Below are 25,259 nucleotides of genomic sequence, written 5' to 3' on the forward strand. Positions count from 1 at the left end.
AGCATGCTCGACGCACCGCTGCTCGCCGGGGCCGCGGGGGTCGTCGTCGGTGCGGCGCTGACCCTCGCGCTGGTTCTCGCACGCCGCTTCGCTCTCGCGCCGCGCGACCTGGGGAGCGACGCCGAGCGGGCGACGCATCGGACCCTGCACCTCGCCGCCGCGGCGGCATCCGCCCTCCGCGGGGGACGGGACGAACCGGATGCCGCCCGCGCGGCCAAGCACCTGCGGACGCTCCTCGCCGCCGACGCCGTGGCGATCGTCGATGCGGCCGAGGGTCGCGTCGCGCTGGACGGCCCCGAGACGCTGACCGCGTCGGCGCGCCGCATCGCCGCCCGCGTCCGCGAGACCGGGCGCCGGCAGGTGTTCACCGAGAGCGACGGCGATGCCGTGGGGGCGCCGATCGTCGTGGACGGGCGCGTCTGGGGCGCCGTGATCGCCTTCGCGTCGCCCGTGCGGGGACCGCTCGTGCGCGCCACGGGTGATGTCGCGCAGTGGTGCGCGGCGCAGCTCGAGCTCGCGGGTCTCGACGCCTCGCGCGCGGCGCTCGCCGAGGCGGAGCTGCGCGCCCTGCGGGCGCAGATCAGTCCGCACTTCATCTACAACGCGCTCACCGCGATCGCCTCGTTCATCTCGACCGATCCGCCACGCGCTCGCGACCTCGTCCTCGAGTTCGCCGACTTCACGCGGTACTCGTTTCGCCGCCAGGGCGAGTTCACGACGCTGGCCGAAGAGCTGCGCAGCATCCACTCCTACCTCGAGTTGGAGCGCGCCCGGTTCGGCGACCGGCTGTCGGTTCGCCTGCGGATCGCGCCCGAAACGCTCGCGACGGTCATCCCGTTCCTGTCGGTGCAGCCACTCGTCGAGAATGCGGTGCGGCACGGCCTCGAGCCGGGAGAGCGCGGCGGGGTCATCACGGTGACCTCGATCGACGACGGCACGCACACCGAGGTGGTCGTCGACGACGACGGGATCGGGATGGACCCCGAGGAGCTCGCGACCCTGCTCGACCTCGATGCCGCATCGACCCACGTGGGGCTGCGCAACGTCGACGCGCGCCTGCGGCAGCTCTACGGACCCGCGGGAGGTCTGGTGGTCGAGACGAACGTCGGCTCGGGCACGGCCGTGCGCCTGCGGGTGCCGAAGTCGCAGCCGCAGCACGAGACGGCGCTGCCGTGAGCGTCGCGGTTCTGGTCGCCGACGACGAGGCGCCGGCGCGCGCCGAACTGGTCGCGCTGCTCGCCGCCGACCCGCGCGTGGCCGAGGTGCACGCGGCCGCGAGCGGGGCCGAGGCCCTGCGCATCCTCGACACGGTCGACGTCGCGGTGGCGTTCCTCGACATCCACATGCCGGGGCTCTCGGGGTTCGACCTCGCTCGCGCTCTGGCGCGCCTGCGCGAGCGACCCGCGGTCGTCTTCGTCACCGCCGACGACGCGGGGGCCGTCGAGGCGTTCGACGTCGAGGCCGTCGACTTCGTGCTCAAGCCCGTCCGCGCCGAGCGCCTCAGCCGTTCGCTCGGGCGTGCCCTCGCGGCGGGCGCGGGCGCGGGCGCCGACGCAGACGACGACGAGACGATCGCGGTGACCGTCGGGTCGACCACGCGCCTGGTTCGTCGCGCCGAGATCAGGTGGGTCCAGGCCAGCGGCGACTACTCAAGGCTGTACACCCCGACCTGCGACCACCTGGTGCGTCTGCCGCTGTCCGATCTCGCCGATCGCTGGGCGCATGCCGGCTTCGTCCGCGTGCACCGGTCGTACCTCGTGCATCGGGATGCCATCGTCGAGGTGCGCCTGTCGGGTCCGGCGCCGTCGGTGGTCCTGGCCGAGATCGAGCTGCCGGTCAGCCGTCGGCTCGTGCCGTCGGTGCGCGACGCTCTGCTGCGCTGAGGCGCCCGGCGAGAGCATGTCCCACTTTTCGCGGAGTATGTCCCGAAATGTGCTGCGGGGGACGGTCTCAGGCGGCAAAAAGTGGGACATGCTCTCGCGTGCGCCGGCATTACCCACGCGCGCGGTGCCGGCGCACGGCCGCGCGATTCGCGCAGCGCACCGAGCAGTACCGCTGGCGTCCGTTGCGTGTGACGTCGACGACGACGTTGACGCAGGGCTCCGCCGCGCAGCGGCCGAGGCGGTCCTGACCCCGCGTGACGAGGTGCAGCGCGGTGCCGACCGAGATGACCGCGGCGAGCACGCGCGGGAGCGCGTCGTTCTCGTCGCGGTAGTGCAGGTGCCAGCCCTCCCCGTTGTGGTTCGTCAGCCGGGGGTAGGCCGTCACTTCGGCCATCTGCGCGTTCAGCAGGGCGGCGCGGGCGTCGTGATCGGGCTCGTCGACGACCCGCAACCACGCGTCGATGACCTCGCGCGTGCGCTCGTGATCGTCGGCGCCGACGGGGAACTCCATCGACATACCCAGCTCCCTCGCCCTCTGCTCCACGCCGTCGCGGTCGGCGGGCCAGTCGTTCGCGAGTGACGCGGCGAGCAGGACCGCGTACTCGCCGTAAGGGTTGAGATGCATAAGGGCATTACAGCACGCTGGCTCCATGAGCGCCCCCGACACCCTCTCGCTTCCCGTCACGGCATCCGTCCACGAGCACGCGTGGGTCACCGAATCGGTGCACGCGACGAGCGATGGGCGCGTGCGCTACGTGCGGTGCACCGGGTGCCGCGCCCGCCGCGTCGACCTCGATCCCGCCGCCGCGACGCCCCCGGTCCCGCTGTCCCGGGAGGTGTGAGAACGAGAGGACGCGCATCGACGCCGACCGCCCCGGATGCCACGATGGGAGGCCATGACCGACGAGACGCCGCGCCTTCCGCGCGTCCGGGTCACGGCATCCGGATCCGCTCGGGTGCCGCGCCCGGCGACGCGCGGCTTCGCGCTGCCGGGACACGCTCCCGACGAGGCCGACGACGTGTTCTCGCGCGGGCTGGTCCGCGCGCAGCTCCGTCTCGCGATCGGCTGCGTGGCCGCGTTCCTCGTCGTGGCGGGGGCGTTCGCGTTCGCGATCGCAGCGCTTCCCGCGCTCGGTGATCCGGTGCTGTTCGGCGTGCCGCTGTCGTGGCTCGCGCAGGCGTACGGCTTCTATCCGCTGATCCTCGTCTTCGCGCTCATCTTCGTGCGCGCGGCGGCGCGCAACGAACGGCGCTACCGCCACCTCGCCGACCCCGGATCCGACGCGTGAACCCGGTGTTCGATCTCGCCGCGGTGGGGCTCTTGGTCGTCGTCACCGCGGTGCTGGGCTTCTCGGGCGTGCGCCTGTCACGCACGACCGGGGACTTCTTCGTCGCCTCGCGCAGCGTCGGGAGCGTGTGGAACGCCTCGGCGATCAGCGGCGAGTACCTCTCGGCCGGGACGTTCCTGGGGCTCGCGGGCCTCGTGCTGCTCTCGGGCTCCGAGGGGTTCTGGTTCCCGATCGGGTACGCGGCCGGGTATCTGCTCGTCCTGCTCTTCGTCGCGGCGCCGCTGCGACGAAGCGGTGCGTACACGATCCCGGACTTCGTCGAGGCGCGGCTCGAGTCGCGCGCGGCCCGGCGGATCACGAGTGTCGTCGTGCTGATGATCGGCTGGTTGTACATCGTGCCGCAGCTGCACGGGGCGAGCCTCGCCCTCGGCGTCGTGGCCGATGTGCCCCGGTGGACCGGTGCCGTGGTGGTGGCCACCCTCGTCGCCGGGATCGTCGCCGCGGGAGGCATGCGCGCGATCACCGCCGTGCAGGCGTTCCAGTACTGGCTCAAGCTCACCGCGCTGCTCGTGCCCGCGGTGTTCCTCCTCGTCGCGCTGTCGCAGGGCGGGCGCGACCTCGACCCGGCCGCGATCTTCCCGGCCGCCGACGGCCCCGGTGCCGTCGACACCTACGCCACGGTGTCGCTGCTCCTCGCCCTTCTCCTCGGCACGATCGGGCTCCCGCACGTGCTCGTGCGCTTCTACACGAGCCCGAACGGCGGGTCGGCGCGACGCACGACCGTCGTCGTCATCGTGCTCATCGGCGCGTTCTACGCCGTGTCGTCGACGATGGGACTCATCGCCCGGGTGGTCGCGCCCGATCTGGCGGTGCGCGGCCTCGCCGACACCGTCGTGCTCGCCCTGCCTTCGCGCCTTCTCCCCGGCGTGGTCGGCGAGCTGCTCACGGCGCTCATCGTCGCGGGAGCCTTCGCCGCGTTCCTCGCGACCTCGTCCGGTCTGGTCGTCTCGCTCGCGGGCGTGGTCAGCCAGGACGTGTTCGGCGGCAGCGTCCGTTCGTTCCGCCTGTCGGCGGTGCTCTGCACGGTGGTGCCGCTGGCGGTCGCGCTGCTGACCGAACCCGCGGGTCTCGTGTCGAGCGTCGGCGCGGTGTTCGTGTTCGCGGCATCCACGCTCTCGCCCGTGCTGCTGCTCGGCGTCTGGTGGCCGCGTCTGACGGCGCGGGGCGCGGTCGCGGGCATGGTGGTGGGTGCGATCGCGTGTGGTGCGGCGTTCGTGGCCGGAGGGATGATCCCGGATGCCGGGGGCTGGGGCGCCGTTCTCGCACAGCCCGCGGCCTGGACGATCCCGTTGACCACCGCCGTGATCGTGGCGGTGTCGCTGAGCGATCGCGCGGGGGTTCCGTTCCGCGTCGAGCGGTACCTGGCTCGTCTGCACACCCCGGATTCGTGAGCCACCGTCCACAGATGCCCGGACCGTCCCACGCGGGTGTCGGTGCCCCGGGTTACCGTGGACGGGTGACTTCTTCCGGCGCCGCCCCCGAGCCCTACGCCGACGCGCCGCCCGAGCCGTTCGGCGGGTACGACGACCCGTACGCCGACGTCGACTGGGATCCCGATCTCTTCGCCCCGCCCGACGATCTCGATGCTCCACCGCCGCCCGTCGACCCCACCTCCGCCTTCGCGCGCGCCGCGGCCGCGACCGGCACCGCGCGCGAACTCCCGGCGGTGCGCGACTTCACCGGTCGCGACCCGCGCGAGGTCCTTCACGAGGTCTACGGGTACGACGCCTTCCGCGGCGACCAGGCCGACATCGTGCAGCACGTCGTCGACGGCGGAGACGCCGTGGTCCTCATGCCCACCGGAGGTGGCAAGAGCGTCACCTACCAGGTGCCCGCGCTCGTGCGGCCCGGCACGGGGCTCGTCGTCAGCCCGCTGATCGCCCTCATGCACGACCAGGTCGAAGCGCTCATCGCCAACGGCGTGCGCGCCGGGTACCTCAACTCGACGCAGGCCCCCGCCGAGCGTCAGGCGGTGGAGCAGGCGTACCTCGCGGGCGAGCTCGACCTGCTCTACGTCGCCCCCGAGCGGCTCAACGGCGCGCAGACGCTCGGGCTGCTCTCGCGCGGACGTCTGAGCGTGATCGCGATCGACGAAGCGCACTGCGTGTCGCAGTGGGGTCACGACTTCCGCCCCGACTACCTCGCGCTCGGCGATCTGGCCGACCGCTTCCCCGGGGTGCCGCGCATGGCGCTCACGGCAACGGCGACTCCCGCCACCGCGCAAGAGATCGTCGAGAGGCTGCGGCTGCGCGACGCCCGCGGCTTCGTCGCGAGCTTCGACCGCCCCAACATCCAGTACCGCATCGACGCCAAGGTCGACCCGCGACGCCAGCTCGTGCAGTTCATCAAGAGTCAGCCCGAGGGCTCTGCCGGCATCGTCTACGCGCTGAGCCGCAAGAGCGTCGAACAGATGGCGACCTATCTCTCGACGCAGGGCCTCGACGCCCTGCCCTATCACGCGGGTCTCGACGCCTCCGTGCGCGCCGCGAACCAGTCCCGTTTCCTGCGCGAAGACGGGGTGATCATGGTCGCCACGATCGCGTTCGGCATGGGCATCGACAAGCCCGACGTGCGCTTCGTCGCCCATATCGACCTGCCCAAGTCGGTCGAGGGCTATTACCAAGAGACCGGCCGCGCCGGCCGCGACGGTGACCCCTCGGTCGTGTGGATGGCGTACGGCCTCGGCGACGTGGTGCAGCAGCGCCGCATGATCGACCAATCGCCCGGCGATCGCTCCTACAAGATGCGTCTGGGTCAACACCTCGACGCCATGCTCGCCCTGTGCGAGACGGTCGGATGCCGCCGCCAGAACCTCCTCGACTACTTCGGTCAGAAGTCCGAACCGTGCGGCAACTGCGACACGTGCCTCACCCCGCCCGACACGTGGGACGGGCTGATCGCCGCGCAGAAGCTGCTGTCGACCATCGTCCGCCTGCAGCGCGAGCGGGGTCAGGCGTTCGGGGCGGGGCACCTGATCGACATCCTCCGTGGAGCGAAGACCGAGCGCATCTCCCAGCAGGGGCACGATCGGCTCAGCACCTACGGGCTCGGCGCCGACCTCTCCGATCAGGACTGGCGGAGCGTCATCCGTCAGCTGCTCGCCCGGGGGATCATCGTCGCCCAGGGCGACTACGGCACCCTCGCGCTGAGCGAGGCGTCGGCGGGTGTGCTGCGCGGTGAGACGCCGGTGCCGCTCCGCCGCGACGTCCTGGGCCGCACCGGCGGGGGCTCCTCGCGCCCGCGGAAGTCCAGCGCCGACGACGTGGCTCCGGGTGACCGCGACCTCTTCGAGGCTCTGCGCGCGTGGCGCGCCGAGAAGGCCCGCGAACAGGGCGTTCCGGCGTACATCGTGTTCGGTGACGCCACGCTCCGGGCCATCGCGGCCGCGCGTCCCGCGTCGACCGGCGACCTCGACGGCATCACCGGCATCGGCGCCAAGAAGCGCGAGGCGTACGGCGACGGCATCCTGACGGTGGTCGCCGCGAACTGACGCGGAGTCTCGGTCCCATCGACGAGCTCAGGGACCTCGCCTCGGGGATTCCACGCGAGGTGGCCGCCCCCGCCCCGGCCCCCAGCCCCCGCGCCCCGCTCCCCGCCCCCGGCCAGCCCAAGCCGGCGAGACTGCATCCAGCTGACAACCCCACTGCACGCTGCAATGGTTTTGTCAGCTGGATGCAGTCTCGCCTCGCGAGGGCGACCCCCGCCGAGCCGCCGCGCCCGCCCCACAGGCTCCGCACGGGAATGTTGACCACCCACAACGACCCCGCCTCCCGTCGCGCGCAGGCATTGTCGACACCTCACACACCGTTTGCCGGTGCGTTGTGGGACTCCTACCGTGGTGGCATCCCTTTGCAACGTCGAAAGGTGCCGAAAATGACCGACGCCGCCGTCCGTCCCACCACGCCCGCCACGAGCACGCGCACGCCCGTCGGGGGTGCACCGTCTGCTCCGCACTCCGCAGCCGAGGCCGCGGAGTCGCGCATCGACATCGATCGGGTCACCGATCTGCTCCTCGGCACCTGGGGTGACACGCGCCGCCAGGCGCGCGAGATGCTCAAGGACCCCGCGCTGTGGCGCGACGACAGCCTCGGGATGGACGCGCACCGCGAGCGCACCCTGAGCCAGTTGCACCTGCTCGTGCAGAACAACGCCGTGCACCGCGCCTTCCCGAAGCGATTCGGCGGCGAGGAGAACAACGGCGCGAACATCGCCGGCTTCGAAGAGCTCGTGGCCGCAGACCCGAGCCTGCAGATCAAGTCGGGCGTGCAGTGGGGCCTCTTCGGCTCCGCGGTGCTGCAGCTCGGCACGGCCGAGCACCACGACAAGTGGCTGCCCGGCATCATGAGCCTCGAGATCCCCGGCGCCTTCGCCATGACCGAGACCGGCCACGGATCCGACGTCGCCGCGATCGGCACGACCGCCACGTACGACCCCGAGACCGAGGAGTTCGTGATCCACACCCCCTTCCGCGGGGCCTGGAAGGACTACCTCGGCAACGCCGCGCTCCACGGCAAGGCCGCGACCGTGTTCGCGCAGCTCATCACGAACGGCGTCAACCACGGCGTGCACTGCTTCTACGTCCCCCTGCGCGACGAGGAGGGCAACTTCCTTCCCGGCATCGGCGGTGAGGACGACGGCCTCAAGGGCGGCCTGAACGGCATCGACAACGGACGCCTGCACTTCGACCACGTCCGCGTCCCCCGCACGAACCTGCTCAACCGCTACGGCGACGTCGCCCCCGACGGCACGTACTCGAGCGACATCGCGAGCCCCGGTCGCCGGTTCTTCACGATGCTCGGCACGCTCGTCCAGGGCCGTGTCTCGCTCGACGGCGCGGCCGCGTGGGCCTCGGCGATCGGCCTGATCATCGCGATCACCTACGGCAACCAGCGTCGCCAGTTCGATTCGGGCAGCGGAACGCCCGAGGTCACGCTGCTCGACTACGGCAAGCACCAGCGCCGTCTTCTGCCGCGCCTCGCCACGACCTACGCCGAGATCTTCGCGCACGACGAGTTCCTGCAGAAGTTCGACGGCGTCTTCAGCGGCGCGCTCGACACCGACGCCGACCGCGAAGACCTCGAGACCCTGGCCGCGGCCCTCAAGCCCCTGTCGACCTGGCACGCGCTCGACACCCTGCAAGAGGCGCGTGAGGCCTGCGGCGGACAGGGCTTCCTCTTCGAGAACCGTCTCGTGGGGCTGCGCGCCGACCTCGACATCTTCGTGACCTTCGAGGGTGACAACAACATCCTCCTGCAGCTCGTGGGCAAGCGTCTGCTCGCCGACTACGCCCGTCAGTTCAAGGGCAAGGATGCCAAGCAGCTCGCCGCGTTCGCCGTCGGCCAGACCGCGGGCAAGCTCTTCCACGGGGCGGGGCTGCGCCAGCTCGGGCAGGCGGTCACCGACCTCGGGTCGACGGCTCGCTCGGTCGAGCGCGGGCTCCGCGCGGACCAGCAGCACGAGCTGCTCGCGGGTCGCGTCCAGCAGATGATCGCTGACATCGCGGGTCGGCTGCGTCCGGCATCCAAGCTCTCCCGCGAGGACGCGGCCGCTCTGTTCAACGCGAACCAGGCCGAGCTGATCGAAGCGGCGCGCGCCCACGGCGAGCTGCTGCAGTGGGAGGCCTTCACCGACGCGATCAACCGCATCTCCGACCCCGGCACGGCTCGAGTGCTCACGTGGCTGCGCGACCTGTTCGGTCTGCAGCTCATCGAGAAGCACCTCGCGTGGCACCTCATCAACGGTCGCCTGTCGACCCAGCGTGCGGCGGCGGTCTCGAGCTACATCGATCGGCTGTGCGCGCGCCTCCGACCGCACGCGCAGGATCTCGTGGATGCCTTCGGCTACGGGCCCGAGCACGTGCGTGCCTCGATCGCGACGGGCGTCGAGGACGACCGTCAGAACGAAGCGGCGGCGTACTACGCCGCGCTGCGCGCCTCGGGCAACGCGCCGGTCCCGGAGAAGAAGCCGGCCAAGTAAGCGCGCGCGGGCGGCGGCCGTGGGGGACCGCCGCCCGCGCGCTTCCGCCGCCGGGCCGGGCGGCTGAAGGGCGGAGCACCAGAACAGGCGATGCGCCGAGAACAGGACGATCCGTGGGGATGCCGTTCTGTTGCGGGCGCACCGCCTGTTCTCGTGACACCGGGGCCACCGCGCTCGACCGGAGCCGTGCCGCGCTCCCGACGCCCCGCGCGCAGACGAAGGCCCGCCCCGCCCCGAAGGGCGAGACGGGCCTCGCGTGAGCGTCAGCGCAGCGTGAACGTCACCGTCGTGCTGTTTCCGGCGACGTCGTACACGACGAGCGTGTTCTCGCCGGACACGGCCCCGAACACTCCCGGGGCGACGAAGTTCACGTCGGACCAGGTGTTGTCGGTCAGATCCTTCACGACGCCGTTGATGACCGCGCGGTCGATTCTGCCGGCGTCGTAGAGCTTGAAGCTCACCCTGTCGTACGCCTCGGCGTCGCCCTGGGTGAACTCCGCGCCCTGCTTGACCGTGACCGTCGGGGCCGTGGTGTCCGTGTCGCCGGCAGCGACCACACGGACGTCGTCGACGAACCCGGTGTTGTCGCCCTCGGTGGTGGTCGCCACGAACGAGATCGTGTGCTCGCCCTGCGTCACGGTGAAGGGCGCCGTCTCGTAGTACTGGTAGTCCCCGCCCACCGGCACGTAGTGGCCGAGCTTCTGCCCGTCGACCTCGACGTCGAACTCCTGCTGGCCGCCGAAGCCGACGCGGTTCGCCGCGGCGAACGTGATCGCGTAGGTCCCGGCCGGGAACACCACGGTCTGATCGATCCGGCTGGCGAGCCCCGAGTCGCTCTTGAGGTACGCCGTGCGCTCCCCCTGCGGGGCGGGCGAAGCGGGGACGAACACGCTGTTGTTGTGCTGGATACCGGCGCGGGCGCTGAACGTCCAGCCGTTCACCATCGGCCCGTTCGCGGTGCCGCCGGTGGCGGGGCGTTCGAACCCGGCGTTGAGGATGCTCACCAGCGGCGGCTCCTCCGACACGTCGGGGTTGACGAAGCAGCGGTTGTCGCCGCCCGGGTTCGGGTTCGAGCCGAAGGAGGCGACCGTGCAGTCCACCCCGTCGGTGAAGGTGCCGAAGACGAAGAGCCCGTCGGAGCCGAAGGCCACGTTCGCCTCCCCGTCGAAGGCGCACTCGCCGCCGTCCGCGTACTGGCAGAAGGTGTACCCGTCGGGCGCGTTCTGCACGTCCCTCACCTTGTACAGCCTCGAGGTCACTCCCGACGCGTCCGCCCCGGGTGCCACCGCGACGGCTCGTAGGTAGGTCGTCTTGAGCGGCTCGAGGAAGATCTGCCCGGTGTACGGGGTGGAGGATGCCGTGGGCTCGCTGCCGTCCGTCGTGTAGAAGATCTGCGCGTCAGGGGTGGCGCTCGTGATCGTCACGGCCTCGATCGAGTCGTAGACGCCGCGCTCGAGGCTGAACACCGGAGCGTCGGTGACTCCGGCCGTACTGGCCGGGGTGACCTCGACCTGCGCGACGCCGTACTCCCCGTCGGGAAGCGTGGCCCGCACGGCGACGGTGCGCTCGGCGGTCACGGACGGGGCCGTGAACAGACCGTTCGCGTCGATGGTGCCGTTGTCGTCTCCGACCACCGACCAGGTCGGCGTGCCGGTGCCGTCGATGACGTTCGCGTCGAGCTGCACCTGCGCACCGCCGGCGACCGAGGTGCGCACGGGGGTCATCTCGACCTGCGTGGCCACGGAGGCCGTCGTGTAGATGGCGTAGGTGTGCTCGTCGCCGATCTCGGTGTCGGTGAAGGCGTTGGCATCCGGGGTCAGGGTTCCGCTCGAGGCGGGGAGAAGGGCGTTCTCGCCGGGCTGTGCGATCGAATCCGTGTACGCGATGCGGGTGAAGTCCGCGGTCGCGTCGCCGCCGTCGAACTGCACGCGGACGTCCTTCGGCGATCCCGACTGGGTCTCGACCAGCACCGTCAGCTCACCGTCGGGCGCCCGGAACGCCGTCGCGCGCACATCGGCATCCGACACCTCCGTACCGAGCACCGTGCTGTGCGTGGGCACGTACCGCATGAGCGGGCCCGCCTCCGAGAACGCGGCCGTGGGCTCGAGGCCGAGGATGAGCGAGTCCCACAGGTTGTACGACCCGTTCGTGTCGCCCGCGGGGTCGCCCGTCATGACGCCGTTGAGCTGCCAGATGAGGTTCGAGTGCACGCCGTCGTTGGCGCTGCGGATGATGTAGTTCGCGTAGCCGGTCTCCCAGACGCTGGTGCCGGGGTTGGTCCAGCCCATCTCCGACAGGTTCAACGGGGCATCGCCGATGACGGCGCGGCGCTGGGCGATGGCATCCCCCATCGCGTCGTACGACTCGCCGTACAGGTGGAACGAGTACTGGTCGAAGACGTCGCCCGCGTTCTCGGCCATGTACTGGGTCCAGGCCACGGCGTTGACCTCTTCGGGGCCCCAGATCTGCACGTCGTCGCGCAGGCCGTCGGCGGTCAGCCGATCGCTCACCGCGCGGGCCATGTCGGCGTAGTAGGCCTTCTCGTCGCCCGGTGCCCAGAAGTCCCAGCTGCCGTTCGGCTCGTTGTAGAAGGTGAGGTGGTCGACGTTGTCGTAACCGCGGTCGAAGAGGTTCTGCAGCAGCGCCGAGGCGGAGGCGCCGTACGCGGGCAGGTCGGCCGGTGCCGAGATGTACGGGTCGGGCGCGCCGGGGATCGTGAACCAGTCGTGCACGCGCGCGCCGACCTTCCAGCCGAAGTTCAGCTCGACCTCGGTGCCCGCGTCTTTGAAGGCGTCGAGGTAGCGGTAGAACGCGAGCATCTCGGGGCTCTCGAAGTCGTACTGGCCCTTCTCGAGCTCCATCCAGTCGATCTGGAACCAGATGCGGGCGACCTTCGGCTGCAGGGTGTGGATGCGCTCGACGTCGACCTCCCAGTCGGCGTCGTCGTAGCCGTACTTCGTGGTGCCCTCGAGCAGGCTCCACGGGATGACGTTGACGCCGACGCCGAGGTAGTCCTCCTGCACGGTCTGGTCGAGGTGGACGGTGACGGTGCGCTGCTCGTCGGCCGCGGATGCCGCGGTCGTGGGGACGAGCAGGGCGGCAGCGACGACGCTCGTCGTCGCGGTCAAGGCGAGGGCTGTGCGCCGTCGTCTCATGGGTTCTCCTATCGCCGGTGATGGGAGGCGTCGCGGCGACTCATCGCGGGATGTGCCGCGCGAATCGGTAGTAAAGCTACGCCGGGGGGTGACGTGAGTGAGGTTATGCGGGGAGGCGGGTCGGCGCAAGAGCCGAAAAAACGGGTCTGCTTCGTGGCCCTGGGAAGCAAGTCGGTAGTTGGGCTACCAAGAACCACTAATTTCAGTTACTTTACTTAAACCTCGCCAGACGGTGAGGACGACGTCCGGCACGGTGGTGTGCCGGGAGAGGAACGACGATGATCCTGCGTAGCTCCCGGCGGGGCCTTGCCCTCGCCGCCGCCCTCGGTGCGACCGCCATCGCTGTGAGCGGATGCGTGTCGCCCGGCGGCGATCAGAACGGCATCTCGATCGCCACCGGCTCGTTGGGCGACATCACGAAGAACTTCAACCCGTTCTCGCCGAACGTCCTGCAGCCCACCCTCGGGGCGATCTACGAGCCGCTGTTCTTCTACAACACCATCTCGGCGGGCGACCCCGAGCCGATGCTCGGGACGGAGTTCGCGTGGAACGACGACGCGACCGAGCTGACGATCGAACTGCGCCCCGACGTCCAGTGGAGCGACGGCGAGGCCTTCACCGCCGACGACGTCGTGTTCACCTACGACCTGCTCGCCAAGACGCCCGAGATCAACACGATCGGCTACGCCGGTGAGGCGACGGCCGTCGACGACGACACCGTCACCGTGAGCTTCGCCGAGCCCTCTCTGCCGATCGGGCCCGAGCTCATCGGCCGGACCGCGATCGTCCCCGAGCACCTGTGGAGCGGGTTCGACGACGTGGTCAACTTCGTCAACGACGCGCCCGTGGGGACGGGGCCCTTCACGCTCGCGAGCTTCACCCCGCAGAGCTACGTCCTCTCGCGCAACGAGAACTACTGGCAGCCCGACCGACCGCAGCTCGAGACGCTGCGCTACGTCTCGTTCGCAAGTGGCGACGCGGCGATCACCGCCATGACCAACGGCCAGCTCGACTGGAACACCGGCCTCGTGCCCAACTTCGCCGAGCAGGTCGAAAACGACCCGTACCTCGAGCAGATCAACACCCCCATCAACCAGACCACGTGGGTCGCGTGCGCCGAGGCGTCGCTGGGATGCTCCGGCCCGCAGACCGACCCGGCGGTCCGTCTGGCGATCAGCGCGGCGATCGACCGCCAGGAGATCATCGACATCGCCTTCGAGGGACTCGGCGGCGCGGTGTCGCCCGCCCTGCTCCTGCCGGAGCGCGACGCAGACCTCATCGCCCCCGACCTCGCGGTGCAGACGCCGCCGAACGCCGACCCCGACGAAGCCGCGAGCCTCCTCACCGCGGCCGGGTGGTCGCGCGGAAGCGACGGCTTCTTCGCCAAGGACGGCCAGAAGCTCAGCGTCACCGTCCAGGTCCCGCAGGAGTGGACCGACTACGTCACCGCCATCGAGGTCGCCTCCCAGCAGCTCGCGGCGGCGGGGATCGACCTCAAGCCCGAGGCCCTTCCGGGTGCCCAGTGGAACGAGCGCCGCTTCTCCGGTGACTTCCAGTTCACGATGGACGGCGTCTATCAGGGACCCGCGCCCGACCCGTACTACATCTATGCGACGTACTTCACGACGGATGCCACGGCCCCGGTGGGGCAGCAGGCGCCCACGAGCTACTCCCGGTACTCCGACCCCGCGGTCGACCAGCTCGTCGCCGCGGCTCGCGTGGAGCTCGACCCCGAGAAGCGCAAGGAGACGTACTTCGAGATCCAGCGCGTGATCTCGCAGGCGATGCCGTACATCCCCGTCCTCGTCGTCCCGACCGTGACGTACTACAGCACGCGGAACGCCACCGGATGGCCGACCGAGGACGACCTGTACGCCTTCCCGGCATCCTGGTCGATCTGGAACCTGGGTGTCGTCACCGCACGTCTCCAGCCGGCGGCGGCCCAGTGACGGGGGCGAGCCCGCGCGGGGGTGAGGGAGGGTGAGGTACTACGGCCAGAAGCTCGCGTTCTACGTGATCGCCCTGTGGGCCGCGCTCACGCTGAACTTCTTCCTCCCGCGCCTGCTGCCGGGCAACCCGGTCGACATCATGCTCGCCAAGCTCGCGCAGAAGGGGCCGGTGAGCCCGGCCGCGCGACAGAGCCTCGAACTGCTCCTGGGCACCGATGACGACCGCTCCCTGTGGGAGTCGTACGTCGGATACCTCGGCAACGTCCTGCGCTTCGACTTCGGTCCGTCGATCACGTACTTCCCGACTCCCGTGCAGGACGTGATCGGCCAGGCCCTGCCGTGGACGGTCGTGCTCGTCGGGGTGTCGACCCTGCTGTCGTTCGTGTTCGGGGTCACCCTCGGCACCCTCGCCGGATGGAAGCGCGGGGGATGGCTCGACAACCTCATCCCGGTCACGACGATGCTGCAGGCGGTGCCGTACTTCTGGATGGCGATCCTGCTGGTCTACCTGCTCGCCGTGGTGTGGCGCATCTTCCCGGCGTTCGGGGGATACGACATCTACACCACCACCCCCGGGTGGACCTGGTCGTTCGTGTCGAGCGCGGTCGTGCACGCGACCCTGCCCGCCGCCACGATCATCATCAGCTCGGTCGGCGGCTGGATGCTCGGCATGCGCAACATGATGGTCGCCACGCTCTCGGAGGACTACATCACCACGGCCGAGGCGAAGGGGCTGTCGCCGGTGCGCATCCGTCAGCGGTATGCGGCACGCAACGCCGTCCTGCCCTCGGTGGCCGGTTTCGCCCTGTCACTCGGCTTCGTCGTCTCGGGGTCGCTCGTCACCGAGCAGGTCTTCTCGTACCCGGGGATCGGCTACTCGCTGCTCCAGGCGGTCAACAACAACGACTACGCCCTCATGCAGGGGCTGTTCCTCGTCATCACGGTCGCCGTCCTCGGCGCCAATCTCATCGTCGATCTGCTGTACGGGGTCATCGACCCCCGCACGCGGGTCCGGAGGTAGTCATGTCTTCGCAATCCGTGACCGCGACCATCGCGCAGCTCTCGCCGCGGCGGCGCGGGCGTCGTCGCCTCGGCGGCAAGCTCGTCGCCGGACTCTCGATCACCGGCGCCATCGTGGCGTTCGGTCTGATCGCCCCGCCCTTCGTGGGAGACCCCTTCCTCATCCGCCCGATCGGGATCACGCCCCCGAGCGGCGAGTTCTGGCTCGGGACGACGCAGAAGGGACAGGACATCTTCGCCCAGCTGGCCGTCTCCACCACCAACTCCCTGCTGATCGGGGTGAGTGTCGGCATCCTGAGTCTGGTCCTCGCGGCGTTCTTCGGCATCGTGGGCGCCTACCTCGGACGATGGCTCGACGAGGGCTTCTCGCTCATCACCAACATCGCGCTCGTGATCCCCGGGCTCCCGCTCATCATCGTCATCTCGAGCTACGTCGAGGACCGCGGTCTCGCGGTCGTCGCGCTCATCCTGGCGTTCACGAGCTGGGCGGGCGGAGCGCGCGTCCTGCGCGCGGTGACGCTCAGCCTCCGGAGCCGCGACTACGTCTCCGCCGCACGCGTGGCGGGGGAGCGGTCGTGGCGCATCATCGCCGTCGAGATCCTGCCGAACCTGCTGCCGATCCTCGCCTCGTCGTTCGTCTTCGGCGTGGTCTCGGCGATCCTCGCCGAGGCGGGGCTGTCGTACCTCGGCCTCGGCGTCTCGTCGGACTACACCTGGGGGCGCATGCTCTACGAAGCCCAGATGGGGTCCGCGCTGCGCTCGGGGGCGTGGTGGTGGTTCGTGCCACCGGGCCTGCTGATCGCCCTGCTCGGGGCCGCCCTCTCGCTCATCAACTTCGCGCTCGACGAGATCGTGAACCCGAAGCTGCGGGCACCGCGCCGCGTGCGTCCCGTGAAGGCGACCGCATGAGCGCCCCGGTGCTGCGCGTCGACGATCTGCGCATCGACTACCTCTCCGACCCGGTCGTGCACGCCGTCCGCGGGGTCAGCTTCGACCTCGTGCGCGGCGAGATCCTCGGCATCGCGGGGGAGTCCGGGTGCGGCAAGACCACGCTCGCCTACGGCATCACCCAGCTGCTCCGGCCCCCGGCGCAGCTGACGGGCGGTGAGGTGACCTTCCTCGCCGGTGGGGAGTCGATCCGCGTCGACCTCCTCGAGGGGTCGGCGCTGCGGGCGTTCCGCTGGGATCGCATCTCGATGGTGTTCCAGGGCGCGATGAACGCGCTCAACCCAGTGCTGCGCATCCGCGCGCAACTGGAGGACGTGCTGACCACGCACCGTCCGGCGATGACCGCCTCGGAGCGTCGCGCGCGGTGCGCGACGCTGATGGAGGTGGTCGGGGTGCCGGCCGAGCGGCTCGAGGCGTTCCCGCACGAGCTCTCGGGCGGGATGCGCCAGCGTGTGATGATCGCGATGGCACTGCTTCTCGACCCGCCGATCATGATCATGGACGAGCCGACCACCGCCCTCGACGTGGTGGTGCAGCGCGACATCCTGCGCGAGGTCACGCGCCTGCGCGACGAGCTCGGGTTCGCCGTGATCTTCATCACCCACGACCTCCCGCTGCTGCTCGAGGTGAGCGATCGCATCGCGGTGATGCGAGCCGGGGAGATCGTCGAACTCGCCCCGACGCGCGAGCTGTACGAGAACCCCCGCCAGGAGTACACGCGCGAACTGCTCGCCGCCTTTCCGAGCCTGACCGGCGACGGGTGGACGGGACGCAACCCGGAGGAGAACGAATGAACGCGATCGAGGCCGTCGGGCTGCGCAAGACCTACGGGAGCGGCAGACACGCCGTCGAGGCGGTGAAGGGCGTCGACTTCACCGTCGCCGCCGGCCGCACGGTGGCGCTGGTGGGCGAGAGCGGCAGCGGCAAGTCGACGGTCGCGAAGATGCTGCTGCAGCTGGAGCGACCGACGGCGGGCGAGATCCTGCTCGACGGGCAGCGGCTGGGGACCCGCGCTTCAGACCTGCGGCGGTTCCGTTCGCACGTGCAGATGGTGTTCCAAGACCCCTTCGCCTCGCTGAACCCCTTCCACTCGGTGCTGCACCACCTCGCCCGTCCCCTGGTGATCTCGGGTCGCGCGCGCGGCCGCCGCGCCGTGAGCGAGGCGGCGGAGCAGCTGCTGGAGCGGGTGCACCTGAGTCCCGGAGCCGACTTCCTCGCCCGGCGTCCGCACGAGCTGTCGGGCGGTCAGCGTCAGCGCGTGGCCATCGCCCGCGCACTGGCTCCCGGCCCGCGCGTCCTCATCGCCGACGAACCCGTCTCGATGCTCGACGTCTCGATCCGCCTCGGGGTGCTGCGACTGCTCGCCGACATCCAACGGCAGGAGGAACTGGCGCTGCTGTACATCACCCACGACCTCGCAACGGCGCGGCACTTCTCCGACGAGATCCTCGTCATGTACCGCGGCGAGATCGTCGAGGCGGGGGCCGCGGACGACGTCATCCTGCGCCCGCAGCACCCGTACACGCAGCGCCTGGCGGAGGCGGCCCCGGACCCGCGTCGGCGTTTCGCGACGCCGTCATGAGCCCCCGGCTCCCGGGGTGTCGTGCGGATCCGTGGTACTGCTACAGGGTGGACCTCGACGCCGTGCAGCCTCCGCATCGCGCGGGCGCCGAGGCCGGTGGCATCCGGATCCATGAGGCGCTCACCGTGCGCTTTCGCGGTGGTGACCGATGACGGATGCCGATCGCGCGGCCCCTCGACCGCCTACCCGGAGCGTGGTGCTCGAGCTCATCCGTGCCGCCGGACCCATCAGTCGCATCGAGCTCGCCGCCGCCACGGCTCTCACACCCGCGTCGATGACGACGGTGGTGCGCGAGCTGATCCGGGACGGCCTCGTCACCGAGGTCGGGCAGGGGACGCCGACTCGCGGCAAGCCGCGGACACTCCTGGAGGCTCGGCCCGACGCCCGCTACGCGGTGGGGGTGTTGCTGGGCTTCGGCTCGACCTCGTACGTCGCCGTGAACCTGTGGGGCGAGGTCGTCGCCGAGCGCGACGGCGCAGGGGCGGGCAACGATCCGCCCGCGACGGTCGTGCGCCGCGTCGCCGACGACGTCCGCCGACTCGTCGTCGAGCTCGACGTCGATCCCGCGATCGTCACGGGCGCGGGAGTCGTCGTGCCCGGCCCGATCGACAGCGTGCGCGGAACCGCTGTGCAACTGCCCGCCGAGCGGCCCTGGTCGGACTTCGGGCTGCGGGCTGCTCTGTCCGAGGCGACGGGACTCCCCGTCGTGATGGAGAACGACGCGACAGCGGCCGCCGTCGGCGAGTACTACTCGCGGGCGACACGGGGCGAGTCGACGTTCGCGACCATACACATGGGGGTGGGCATCGGAGCCGGAATCGTCATCGGAGGGGAGCCGCTGCGCGGCGCGAGCGCGAACGCCGGCGAGATCGGGCACCTCTCGGTCGACTTCGACGGTCCGCTGTGTCACTGCGGAAACCGCGGATGCCTCGAGCTCGTCGCCGCGCCATTCGCCGTCGAGCTCGCGTATGCGCAGCGCACGGGTCGGTCGCTCGCCTGGTCCGAGATCGTGTCCGGGGCGCTGACGGCGGGCGACGCCGATGCCGTCGCGGTGCTCACGCGCGCGGCGGATGCCCTCGGGGTGGCCATCACGGGGCTGGTGAATCTCCTCGACGTGGGTCTCGTCGTCCTCACCGGTGACGGCTTCGGCGCCGCGGCGGACTTCTTCGCCACCCGCGCACAGGAGAGCGTCGACCGCGCGTTCTTCGCACGAAGGACCCACCCGGTCCGCGTCACGGTCTCGGCCCACCCGTCGAGAGCCGCGGCCCTCGGCGGTGCGGCCCTCGCGCTCCGCTCCGCACTCGCGGGGTGAGGCCGGGCCGTCGGGCCGTCGGGCGGCCGCCGTGCCGCCGGGTGGTGGCCGGGCCGTCGGGCGGAGTTCGGCCGTGACTCGCCGGTTCGGGATGCCGTGGGCTCGGCGTGTCGGGTGCGGACTCCGCGTGACGGTACGGGGGTGGGGCTCGCAGCGCCGATCGTGCCGGTGGGCCGTCGGGCGGAGTTCGGCCGTGACTCGCCGGTGCAGGATGCCGTGGGCTCGGCGTGTCGGGTGCGGACTCCGCGTGACGGTACGGGGGCGGCGGCGTTCGTGCCGGTGGGCGGTCGGGCGGAGTTCGGCCGTGACTCGCCGGTTCGGGATGCCGTGGGCTCGGCGTGTCGGGTGCGGACTCCGCGTGACGGTACGGGCACGGGGACGCTGCGCCGATCGTGCCCACGTGCCGTCGGGCGGAGTCGGGCCGCGACACGCCGGTCCAGGATGCCGGAACTCGGCGTGTCGGCCGGGGACTCCGCGGGACGGCACGGGCACAGGCTGCCTCGCGCCCGGCCGCCCCGCGGAGATCGGTCAGGACGCGGCGACGGCCGCCGACGCCTCAGCCGAGAGAGTGCGGACGGTGTCGGCATCCCGTGCCGTGAGGGCTGCGGCCGGTACCATCCAGGATCCGCTCACCGCGAAGACGTTGCCGAGCGCCAGGTACTCGCCGGCGTTCGCGGCCGAAACGCCGCCCGACGGCAGGAAGCGCACGTCGGGGAACGGACCGGCGAAGGCCTTCAGCGCGGTGGGGCCACCCACAGCGCCCGCGGGGAACAGCTTGAGCCGGTCGAGTCCCGCGGCGATCGCCCGCTGGATCTCGGTCGCGGTCGCCACCCCGGGGATGAACGGGATGCCGAGCTCCGCTGCCCGCTCGATCACGGCGTCGTCGAACCCCGGTGAGACGAGGTAGGTCGCTCCGGCGTCGACGGCCGCCTCCACCTGGGTGACGGTCGTCACCGTGCCGGCTCCGACCGCGAAGCCGGAGCGGCCGGCCACCGCGCGGATCGCGTCGAGGGCTGCGGGGGTGCGGAGGGTGATCTCGGCCGTCGGGATCCCGCCGGCCGTCAGAGCGTCGGCGAGGTCGGGCGCGAAAGACGCGTCGTCGAGGACGACGACGGGGACGATCAGGCTGCCGTGCAGCACGTCGACGCCGGTCATGCGTCTTGAGAGGTCGGGGCGACCACGATCTCGCGGAAGCTCACGTGCTGCGGGAGCTGGTACGCGGCGAGGATCGCGCGGGCGATGTCGTCGGGGACGAGTCCGCCGCCGATGCTCTGCTTGTACTCGCGGTAGCCGTCGAGCACGTCGCCCTCGCCGGTGTTGCTCAGCAGAGCGGTGTCGACCATTCCGGGGGCGACGAGGAGCACGCGGACGCCGTGCGCGGCGTTCTCCCGGCGGAGCCCCTCGGTCATCGCGTGCACCGCGTACTTCGTGCCGTTGTAGACGACGTGGTTCTCGTAGAGCTGCTTCCCGGCGATCGAGCCGATGTTGACGATCGTCCCGTGACGGCGGTCCTGCATGCCCGGCAGCACGAGCTGGCTGTTCTTCACCAGGGCGACGCAGTTCACGTCGAACTGCTCCTGCACGAGCGCCGGGTCCTGCTCGGCGACCGTCGACAGGGCCATGAGGCCCGCGTTGTTGACGAGGAGGTCGACGGGACCGAAGCGATCCTCGGCGCGCGCGATCGCTGCAGCCACCGCGGCGGTGTCGGTGACGTCGGCCTCGGCGAGCTCGGCATCCGGAAGACCGAGGGCCTGCATCGGGGCGAGGCGCCGCGCGATGAGGAGCAGCGGGTGTCCGGCGGCCGAGAAGGCGCGCGCGGTCGCGGCACCGATACCGGAGCTGGCTCCGGTGATGACGACGAGGGGAAGGGAGGTCATTCGTTCTCCTGGGAGGGGGTGGATCGGGCGAAGACCACCGCGGCGTCGGCCGCGGCGGTGTAGCGGTCACGGAGCGCGGCATAAGCGCGCACCCCGTCGGGGTCGGGGGCCACGCGGTCGACGACCTCGTGCGCGTCGTCCGCCGCGGCGAGCGAGGGCCACACCCCGGACCCGGCGAAGACGAGGGCGGCAGCGCCGAGGGTCGCCGCCTGCTGATCGACCGTGGTGCGCACGAGCGGAGTGTCGAGCACGTCGGCGTAGATCCGGTTCCAGACGGCGGACCGACTACCCCCGCCCGAGACGAGCAGGTCGGTGTCGGACGGCAGTCCGCTGAGCGTACGGATGTGACGCAGACTCCGGTCGAGCGCGAACGCCACACCCTCGAGGCATGCCCGCACGAGATCCTCGGCACCGGTGCCGAGCTCGACACCCGAGACGAGGCCTCGCACGCCGCTGCCGCCCTCGAGCGGGGTGCCGCCCGCGAGCGTCGGGACGAAAACGGCGCCGCGTGACCCGCGCGGGCTCGCCGCGGCACCGTCGATGAACGAGCCGATGTCACTGCCCGGGCGCATGACGTCGCGGAGCCACGTCAGGGTCGTGCCGCTGCTGAACGTCGACAGCGCGCTGATGTAGAGACCCGGAACGGCGTGACGGAACACGTACGGACGCGTGTCGACGTCGAGGACGGGGGCGCTCGAGGTCACCGTCATCCAGCTCGACGAGCCGAGGGCGGCGTAGATGCGACCGTCGGTCGTGCCCCGCGAGCCCAGTGCCATCGCCGCATTGTCGACCGCCCCCGCGTGCACGGGCACACCCACGGGTAGGCCGAGTGCTTCGGCGGCGTCCGCCCGCAACGTGCCGACGACGTCGGACGACTCGCGCGGAACGGGGAGCAGGGAGCGATCGAGCTCGGCCGCATCGAGGAGCGCGTCGTCGTAGTCGCCGCGGGTGAGGTCATAGGCGCCGGATCCGGATGCCATGGAGTGGTCGGTCGCGATCTCGCCGGTGAGCCGCAGGGTGATCCAGTCCTTCGAGCCGAGGAGCGTCCGCGTCCTCGACCATCCCTCGGGGTCCTCGAGACGCATCGTGCGCGTCTTGAAGAGCGGATACAGCTGCGCGCCGAAGCCGTTGCCCGTGCGCAGGTACCAGGCGTCCTCGTCGAGGTGGGCGAAGACGTCCTCGGTCCGGCCACGGGTGTCCGACCAGATCGGGGTGTCGCGGGCGACGAGCTCTCCGGCGGCGTCGACCTGCACGACGCCGAGACTCTGCCCCGACAGGGCGATCCCGACAACGGCCTCCCGTGCGCCGGGTGTCTGGGCGATGACGTCACGGGTCGCCGAGACGACGGCATCCCACCACTCGTCCGGCCGCTGCTCGGCACGGCCGGGACCGGGATGCCGCGTCGGATACGACACGACCGTCTCGGCGACTGAGCGGCCCTCGGGCGACCAGAGCGACGCCTTGCACCCCCCGGTGCCGAGGTCGAGAGCGAGAGCGAGAGGACCCATCGATCAGCGGGTGGCCAGGGCGAGCTCGCTCAAGCGCTCGAAAGAGGGGCCCGACGTCGGGATCTCGATGTCGAAGACCTCGGCGATGACCTGCGTCCATCCGTGCACGAAATAGATCCAACCATCCTCGACCCGCAGGCGGCGCTCGGCGCTCTGCGCCCGTGCCTGATCGAGGAAGACGAGATCGCCGCGGTAGTTGAGATCCCACGCGACCCCGTCGAGGGGGAAGACGGCGTCGTCGGGGAGCGGGGAGCCGGGGGCGTCCTTGCCGAGACCCGTCGCGTTGACGACGAGCGAACGCGGCGCCAGGTCGGCGAGCACGCGGGCGTTGTCGGACGCGGTGGGCGTGAGGTGGTACTCGAACAGCGTGTCCGTCGGCAGCGTGGCGTGGATCTCGCGCAGGTGCTCGAGGCGCGCCGCCGAGCGGTTCGTCACGATGACGCGCGCGGGACGGTCGAGGCCCCGCTCCTGCCGGGACAGGTACCAGCTGATCGCGATCGACGAGCCACCCGCGCCGAGGCACAGGGCGTCGGCGGGTCCTCGCGACCAGAATCCGGCGGGGAGGAACGCGTCGAGCGCGAGACCGCTGGAGATCGGATCCTTCGCGTGGCAGATGAGTCGCCCGTCACGCTTCGAGATGCAGCTGGTCTCGCCCATCAGCGCCGCGAAGGCGTCGATCTCGTCGAAGAGGTCGCGGCAGGCGGCGAAGAGGTCGATCTTGTGCGTGGTGACCAGGGCCCCGAGGCTCAGCGGGTCGTCCGCGATGAACCGCACGACGGCGCGGTAATCGTCGGCGGGCGCGTGCAGGGGCAGGTCGATGCCCTGCAGCACGGCATCCTGCAATCCGAGGTGTGCGGCCCACCGGGGGAAGACGTGCTGGATCGAGGAACTCCCCGTCGTGACGCCGATGAAGTAGAGCGTGGGGGCCGTCGCCGGACGCAGGGTCGAGGCGGTGAGGGTGGGAAACGTCATCGTTGGTCCTTCGTGGCGGCGACCGCGGCCAGCGCGGCCGTGGCATTCATGCCGAATCGGGTGACGCCGAGCTCGGCCATCGCGCGGACGGTGTCGAGGTCGCGGATTCCTCCCGCGGCCTTGAGGGCCGCGCGACCGTCGGCCCGGTCGGCGATCAGGCGGATGTGCTCGATCGTGGTCGCAACGCCCGACCAGCCGGTGCCCGTCTTGATCCAGGGGACTCCGGCAGCGATGGCCGCGTCGACTCCGCGACGGATGTCGTCGTCGTCCAGACGGCCGACCTCGAGGATCGCGCGCAGCGGCACGCGGCCGTCGACGACCTCGACGATCGCGGCGAGCTCGTCCGTCACGTAGGCGTCGTCTCCCGAGCGCAAGCGCCCGATGGCAACGACGACGTCGAGCTCTTGAGCGCCGAGGTCGAGGAGTTCGGATGCCTCGGCCACTTTCGTCGCGGTCGTGGCACCGCCGCTCGGGAACGACACGGGCGAACCCGCGAGGACGCCCGTGCCCTCCAGCCGTTCGCGCAAGTACCCGAGCCACTCGGGGAGGACGTGGGCGCTGACGAAGCCGCCCGCGACGGCCTGGCGCACGAGCTCGTCGATGTCTGCGCGGGCGTGCTGCGCCTGGACGCAGCTGATGTCGACGTGCCGCGCGAGATCGGCGAGGACGGGACCGGGATCAGGCACGGTAGCCTCCGTGGTCGGGGTTCGGGCGGGTCGTCCAGTCGTCGCCGTCGGCCACGACGAGCTGTCGCATGCCTCCGGCATCGGCGATGATCCCGTAGTCCTGACCGGCCTCGGTGGCGTAGGTGAAGAGCGTGACGAGCGTGTCGTCGCCGACGTTGACGCTGCGGTGGATCCAGCCGCCGGGGACGTGGACCACCACCCCGGGGGTGATCGGAAGGGCGCGGGAATCGCCCTCGACCGACTCGAGCAGCATCACCCCGGAGCCGGCGACGCCGTAGTACAGCTCCGCGAACTCGGACTGCGCGTGAAGGTGCCCCCGCGTCATTGCGAACTCGTCGCCGATCCGGCCGGGCCGGAGGACGCTCAGGCCGATGGTGAGCGCTCCGCGCCCGGTTTCGGGGGTGCTGCTCTCGACCCAGTAGACCGGCTCGCCGCCGTCGAGCGCGACCGCTTCGGCGTAGGCCGCGTCATCGCGGTAGACGCCCGCGAGGTCGGGCAGGTGCTTCTCGTAGCGCTCGGAACCTCCGGCGAGGAGGCCTCGAGCGATATCGACGGTCATCCGGGCCGGTTCGGCCAGTCGTGCAGCGGCGCACATGCAGTCGTTCCCTTCGCCGACGACTGGGGTACGTCGTCGTGCGTAGTAACACTACAAGAAGTAGGGGAGTTTGGGCAATCGGAGGTCGGTTTGGGGAGTTTGCGGAGGTCTGGGGGTAGTTGGGCTACGTCGGGTGGTGGCGCAGGTGGGCGGGGTGAGCGGCGGCGCGGGCGAGTGGGGCGCGGGCGAGCGCGGGCGAGCGCGAGCGGGGGTGAGCGGAGGGGATGTGCCGTGGGGAGGATGTGGGAGCGGTGCCGGGTCCTCCGGTTGTCACATCTCCTCCCTGCGTTACGGATGCCGCGAGGGCGGCGGTGCGGGGAGCCGCGGGGGCGGCGGCGCGGATGGCGCGGGGGCGGCGGGCCACGTCGCCGCGTGCGTGGCGGGGCGGTCTCGCGCGCGAGCGGGGGTGAGCGGAGGGGATGTGCTGTGGGGAGGATGTGGGAGCGG

General features: G+C 71.0%; 21 protein-coding genes. 13 read left to right on the forward strand and 8 right to left on the reverse strand.

Features of this window, described 5'->3' with window-relative positions:
- Window positions 1-3: 3 nt before the first annotated feature.
- Entirely contained in the window at window positions 4-1,176 is a 1,173-nt protein-coding gene (locus ACMW4R_RS05100) for a sensor histidine kinase (RefSeq protein ID WP_418299336.1), read from the forward strand.
- The gene (locus tag ACMW4R_RS05105) at window positions 1,173-1,883 is read left to right on the forward strand and encodes a LytR/AlgR family response regulator transcription factor (protein WP_058627120.1); all 711 of its coding nucleotides are present in this window, start codon (window positions 1,173-1,175) and stop codon (window positions 1,881-1,883) included. Before ACMW4R_RS05100 ends, ACMW4R_RS05105 begins: the two co-directional genes overlap by 4 nt.
- Before the next feature lie 109 nt (window positions 1,884-1,992).
- Here the strand turns inward: ACMW4R_RS05105 and ACMW4R_RS05110 are convergent, their stop codons facing one another.
- On the reverse strand, window positions 1,993-2,508 hold the full coding sequence (locus tag ACMW4R_RS05110; RefSeq protein WP_058597576.1) for a CGNR zinc finger domain-containing protein: 516 nt from the start codon (window positions 2,506-2,508) through the stop codon (window positions 1,993-1,995).
- A 25-nt stretch (window positions 2,509-2,533) separates the two neighbouring features.
- Between ACMW4R_RS05110 and ACMW4R_RS05115 the strand changes: the two genes are divergently transcribed.
- The 5 genes from ACMW4R_RS05115 (at window position 2,534) to ACMW4R_RS05135 (ending at window position 9,208) form a co-directional block, all read left to right on the forward strand.
- Window positions 2,534-2,725: a hypothetical protein gene (locus ACMW4R_RS05115; protein ID WP_058629586.1), complete on the forward strand. Its 192-nt coding sequence runs from the start codon at window positions 2,534-2,536 to the stop codon at window positions 2,723-2,725.
- 54 nt (window positions 2,726-2,779) lie between these two features.
- Window positions 2,780-3,172: a heavy metal transporter gene (locus ACMW4R_RS05120; RefSeq protein WP_418299337.1), complete on the forward strand. Its 393-nt coding sequence runs from the start codon at window positions 2,780-2,782 to the stop codon at window positions 3,170-3,172.
- Window positions 3,169-4,623 carry a cation acetate symporter gene (locus tag ACMW4R_RS05125; RefSeq protein WP_418299338.1) on the forward strand — a complete coding sequence of 485 codons (1,455 nt, stop codon included), beginning with the start codon at window positions 3,169-3,171 and terminating at the stop codon, window positions 4,621-4,623. The genes ACMW4R_RS05120 and ACMW4R_RS05125 overlap by 4 nt, the downstream gene beginning before the upstream one ends.
- A gap of 65 nt (window positions 4,624-4,688) precedes the next feature.
- On the forward strand, window positions 4,689-6,722 hold the full coding sequence (gene recQ / locus ACMW4R_RS05130) for a DNA helicase RecQ (protein ID WP_058597580.1): 2,034 nt from the start codon (window positions 4,689-4,691) through the stop codon (window positions 6,720-6,722).
- A 383-nt stretch (window positions 6,723-7,105) separates the two neighbouring features.
- Window positions 7,106-9,208 (forward strand): acyl-CoA dehydrogenase, encoded by a 2,103-nt coding sequence (locus ACMW4R_RS05135; protein WP_058597581.1) that lies wholly within the window; start codon window positions 7,106-7,108, stop codon window positions 9,206-9,208.
- A 263-nt stretch (window positions 9,209-9,471) separates the two neighbouring features.
- Here ACMW4R_RS05135 and ACMW4R_RS05140 read toward each other — a convergent pair whose 3' ends face one another.
- Window positions 9,472-12,363, reverse strand: a complete 2,892-nt coding sequence (locus ACMW4R_RS05140) for a chitobiase/beta-hexosaminidase C-terminal domain-containing protein (RefSeq protein WP_418299339.1) — start codon at window positions 12,361-12,363, stop codon at window positions 9,472-9,474.
- A 278-nt stretch (window positions 12,364-12,641) separates the two neighbouring features.
- On the opposite strand from ACMW4R_RS05140, the gene ACMW4R_RS05145 reads away from it, so the two are divergent.
- The 6 genes from ACMW4R_RS05145 (at window position 12,642) to ACMW4R_RS05170 (ending at window position 19,174) form a co-directional block, all read left to right on the forward strand.
- A complete protein-coding gene (locus tag ACMW4R_RS05145; protein ID WP_058613742.1) occupies window positions 12,642-14,312 on the forward strand; it encodes an ABC transporter substrate-binding protein in 1,671 nt (556 codons plus the stop codon).
- Between the two features lie 31 nt (window positions 14,313-14,343).
- Window positions 14,344-15,333, forward strand: coding sequence for an ABC transporter permease (locus ACMW4R_RS05150; protein ID WP_058596652.1), 990 nt, complete (start codon window positions 14,344-14,346; stop codon window positions 15,331-15,333).
- A gap of 2 nt (window positions 15,334-15,335) precedes the next feature.
- On the forward strand, window positions 15,336-16,241 hold the full coding sequence (locus tag ACMW4R_RS05155; protein WP_153001390.1) for an ABC transporter permease: 906 nt from the start codon (window positions 15,336-15,338) through the stop codon (window positions 16,239-16,241).
- The gene (locus ACMW4R_RS05160) at window positions 16,238-17,074 is read left to right on the forward strand and encodes an ABC transporter ATP-binding protein (protein ID WP_418299340.1); all 837 of its coding nucleotides are present in this window, start codon (window positions 16,238-16,240) and stop codon (window positions 17,072-17,074) included. Before ACMW4R_RS05155 ends, ACMW4R_RS05160 begins: the two co-directional genes overlap by 4 nt.
- Window positions 17,071-17,862, forward strand: a complete 792-nt coding sequence (locus ACMW4R_RS05165; protein ID WP_058596654.1) for an ABC transporter ATP-binding protein — start codon at window positions 17,071-17,073, stop codon at window positions 17,860-17,862. Before ACMW4R_RS05160 ends, ACMW4R_RS05165 begins: the two co-directional genes overlap by 4 nt.
- A gap of 148 nt (window positions 17,863-18,010) precedes the next feature.
- Window positions 18,011-19,174, forward strand: a complete 1,164-nt coding sequence (locus ACMW4R_RS05170) for an ROK family protein (protein WP_418299341.1) — start codon at window positions 18,011-18,013, stop codon at window positions 19,172-19,174.
- A gap of 528 nt (window positions 19,175-19,702) precedes the next feature.
- On the opposite strand, the gene ACMW4R_RS05175 is transcribed toward ACMW4R_RS05170, so the two are convergent.
- Genes ACMW4R_RS05175 through ACMW4R_RS05200 form a run of 6 tightly spaced genes read right to left on the reverse strand, consistent with a single transcriptional unit; the run spans window position 19,703 to window position 24,776 of the window.
- Window positions 19,703-20,329, reverse strand: coding sequence for a bifunctional 4-hydroxy-2-oxoglutarate aldolase/2-dehydro-3-deoxy-phosphogluconate aldolase (locus ACMW4R_RS05175; protein WP_418299342.1), 627 nt, complete (start codon window positions 20,327-20,329; stop codon window positions 19,703-19,705).
- Complete coding sequence (locus ACMW4R_RS05180) at window positions 20,326-21,051, reverse strand: SDR family oxidoreductase (protein ID WP_058627111.1); 726 nt, start codon at window positions 21,049-21,051, stop codon at window positions 20,326-20,328. The genes ACMW4R_RS05175 and ACMW4R_RS05180 overlap by 4 nt, the downstream gene beginning before the upstream one ends.
- On the reverse strand, window positions 21,048-22,559 hold the full coding sequence (locus tag ACMW4R_RS05185) for a xylulokinase (protein WP_418299343.1): 1,512 nt from the start codon (window positions 22,557-22,559) through the stop codon (window positions 21,048-21,050). The genes ACMW4R_RS05180 and ACMW4R_RS05185 overlap by 4 nt, the downstream gene beginning before the upstream one ends.
- Before the next feature lie 3 nt (window positions 22,560-22,562).
- A complete protein-coding gene (locus tag ACMW4R_RS05190) occupies window positions 22,563-23,531 on the reverse strand; it encodes a shikimate dehydrogenase family protein (RefSeq protein WP_058615210.1) in 969 nt (322 codons plus the stop codon).
- Window positions 23,528-24,217: a deoxyribose-phosphate aldolase gene (gene deoC, locus ACMW4R_RS05195; RefSeq protein ID WP_418299344.1), complete on the reverse strand. Its 690-nt coding sequence runs from the start codon at window positions 24,215-24,217 to the stop codon at window positions 23,528-23,530. The genes ACMW4R_RS05190 and deoC overlap by 4 nt, the downstream gene beginning before the upstream one ends.
- The gene (locus ACMW4R_RS05200; protein WP_418299345.1) at window positions 24,210-24,776 is read right to left on the reverse strand and encodes a glucose-6-phosphate isomerase family protein; all 567 of its coding nucleotides are present in this window, start codon (window positions 24,774-24,776) and stop codon (window positions 24,210-24,212) included. The genes deoC and ACMW4R_RS05200 overlap by 8 nt, the downstream gene beginning before the upstream one ends.
- Window positions 24,777-25,259 lie beyond the last annotated feature (483 nt).

This window comes from Microbacterium sp. S1037 (assembly GCF_048381605.1).
Classification (GTDB): domain Bacteria; phylum Actinomycetota; class Actinomycetes; order Actinomycetales; family Microbacteriaceae; genus Microbacterium; species Microbacterium testaceum_B.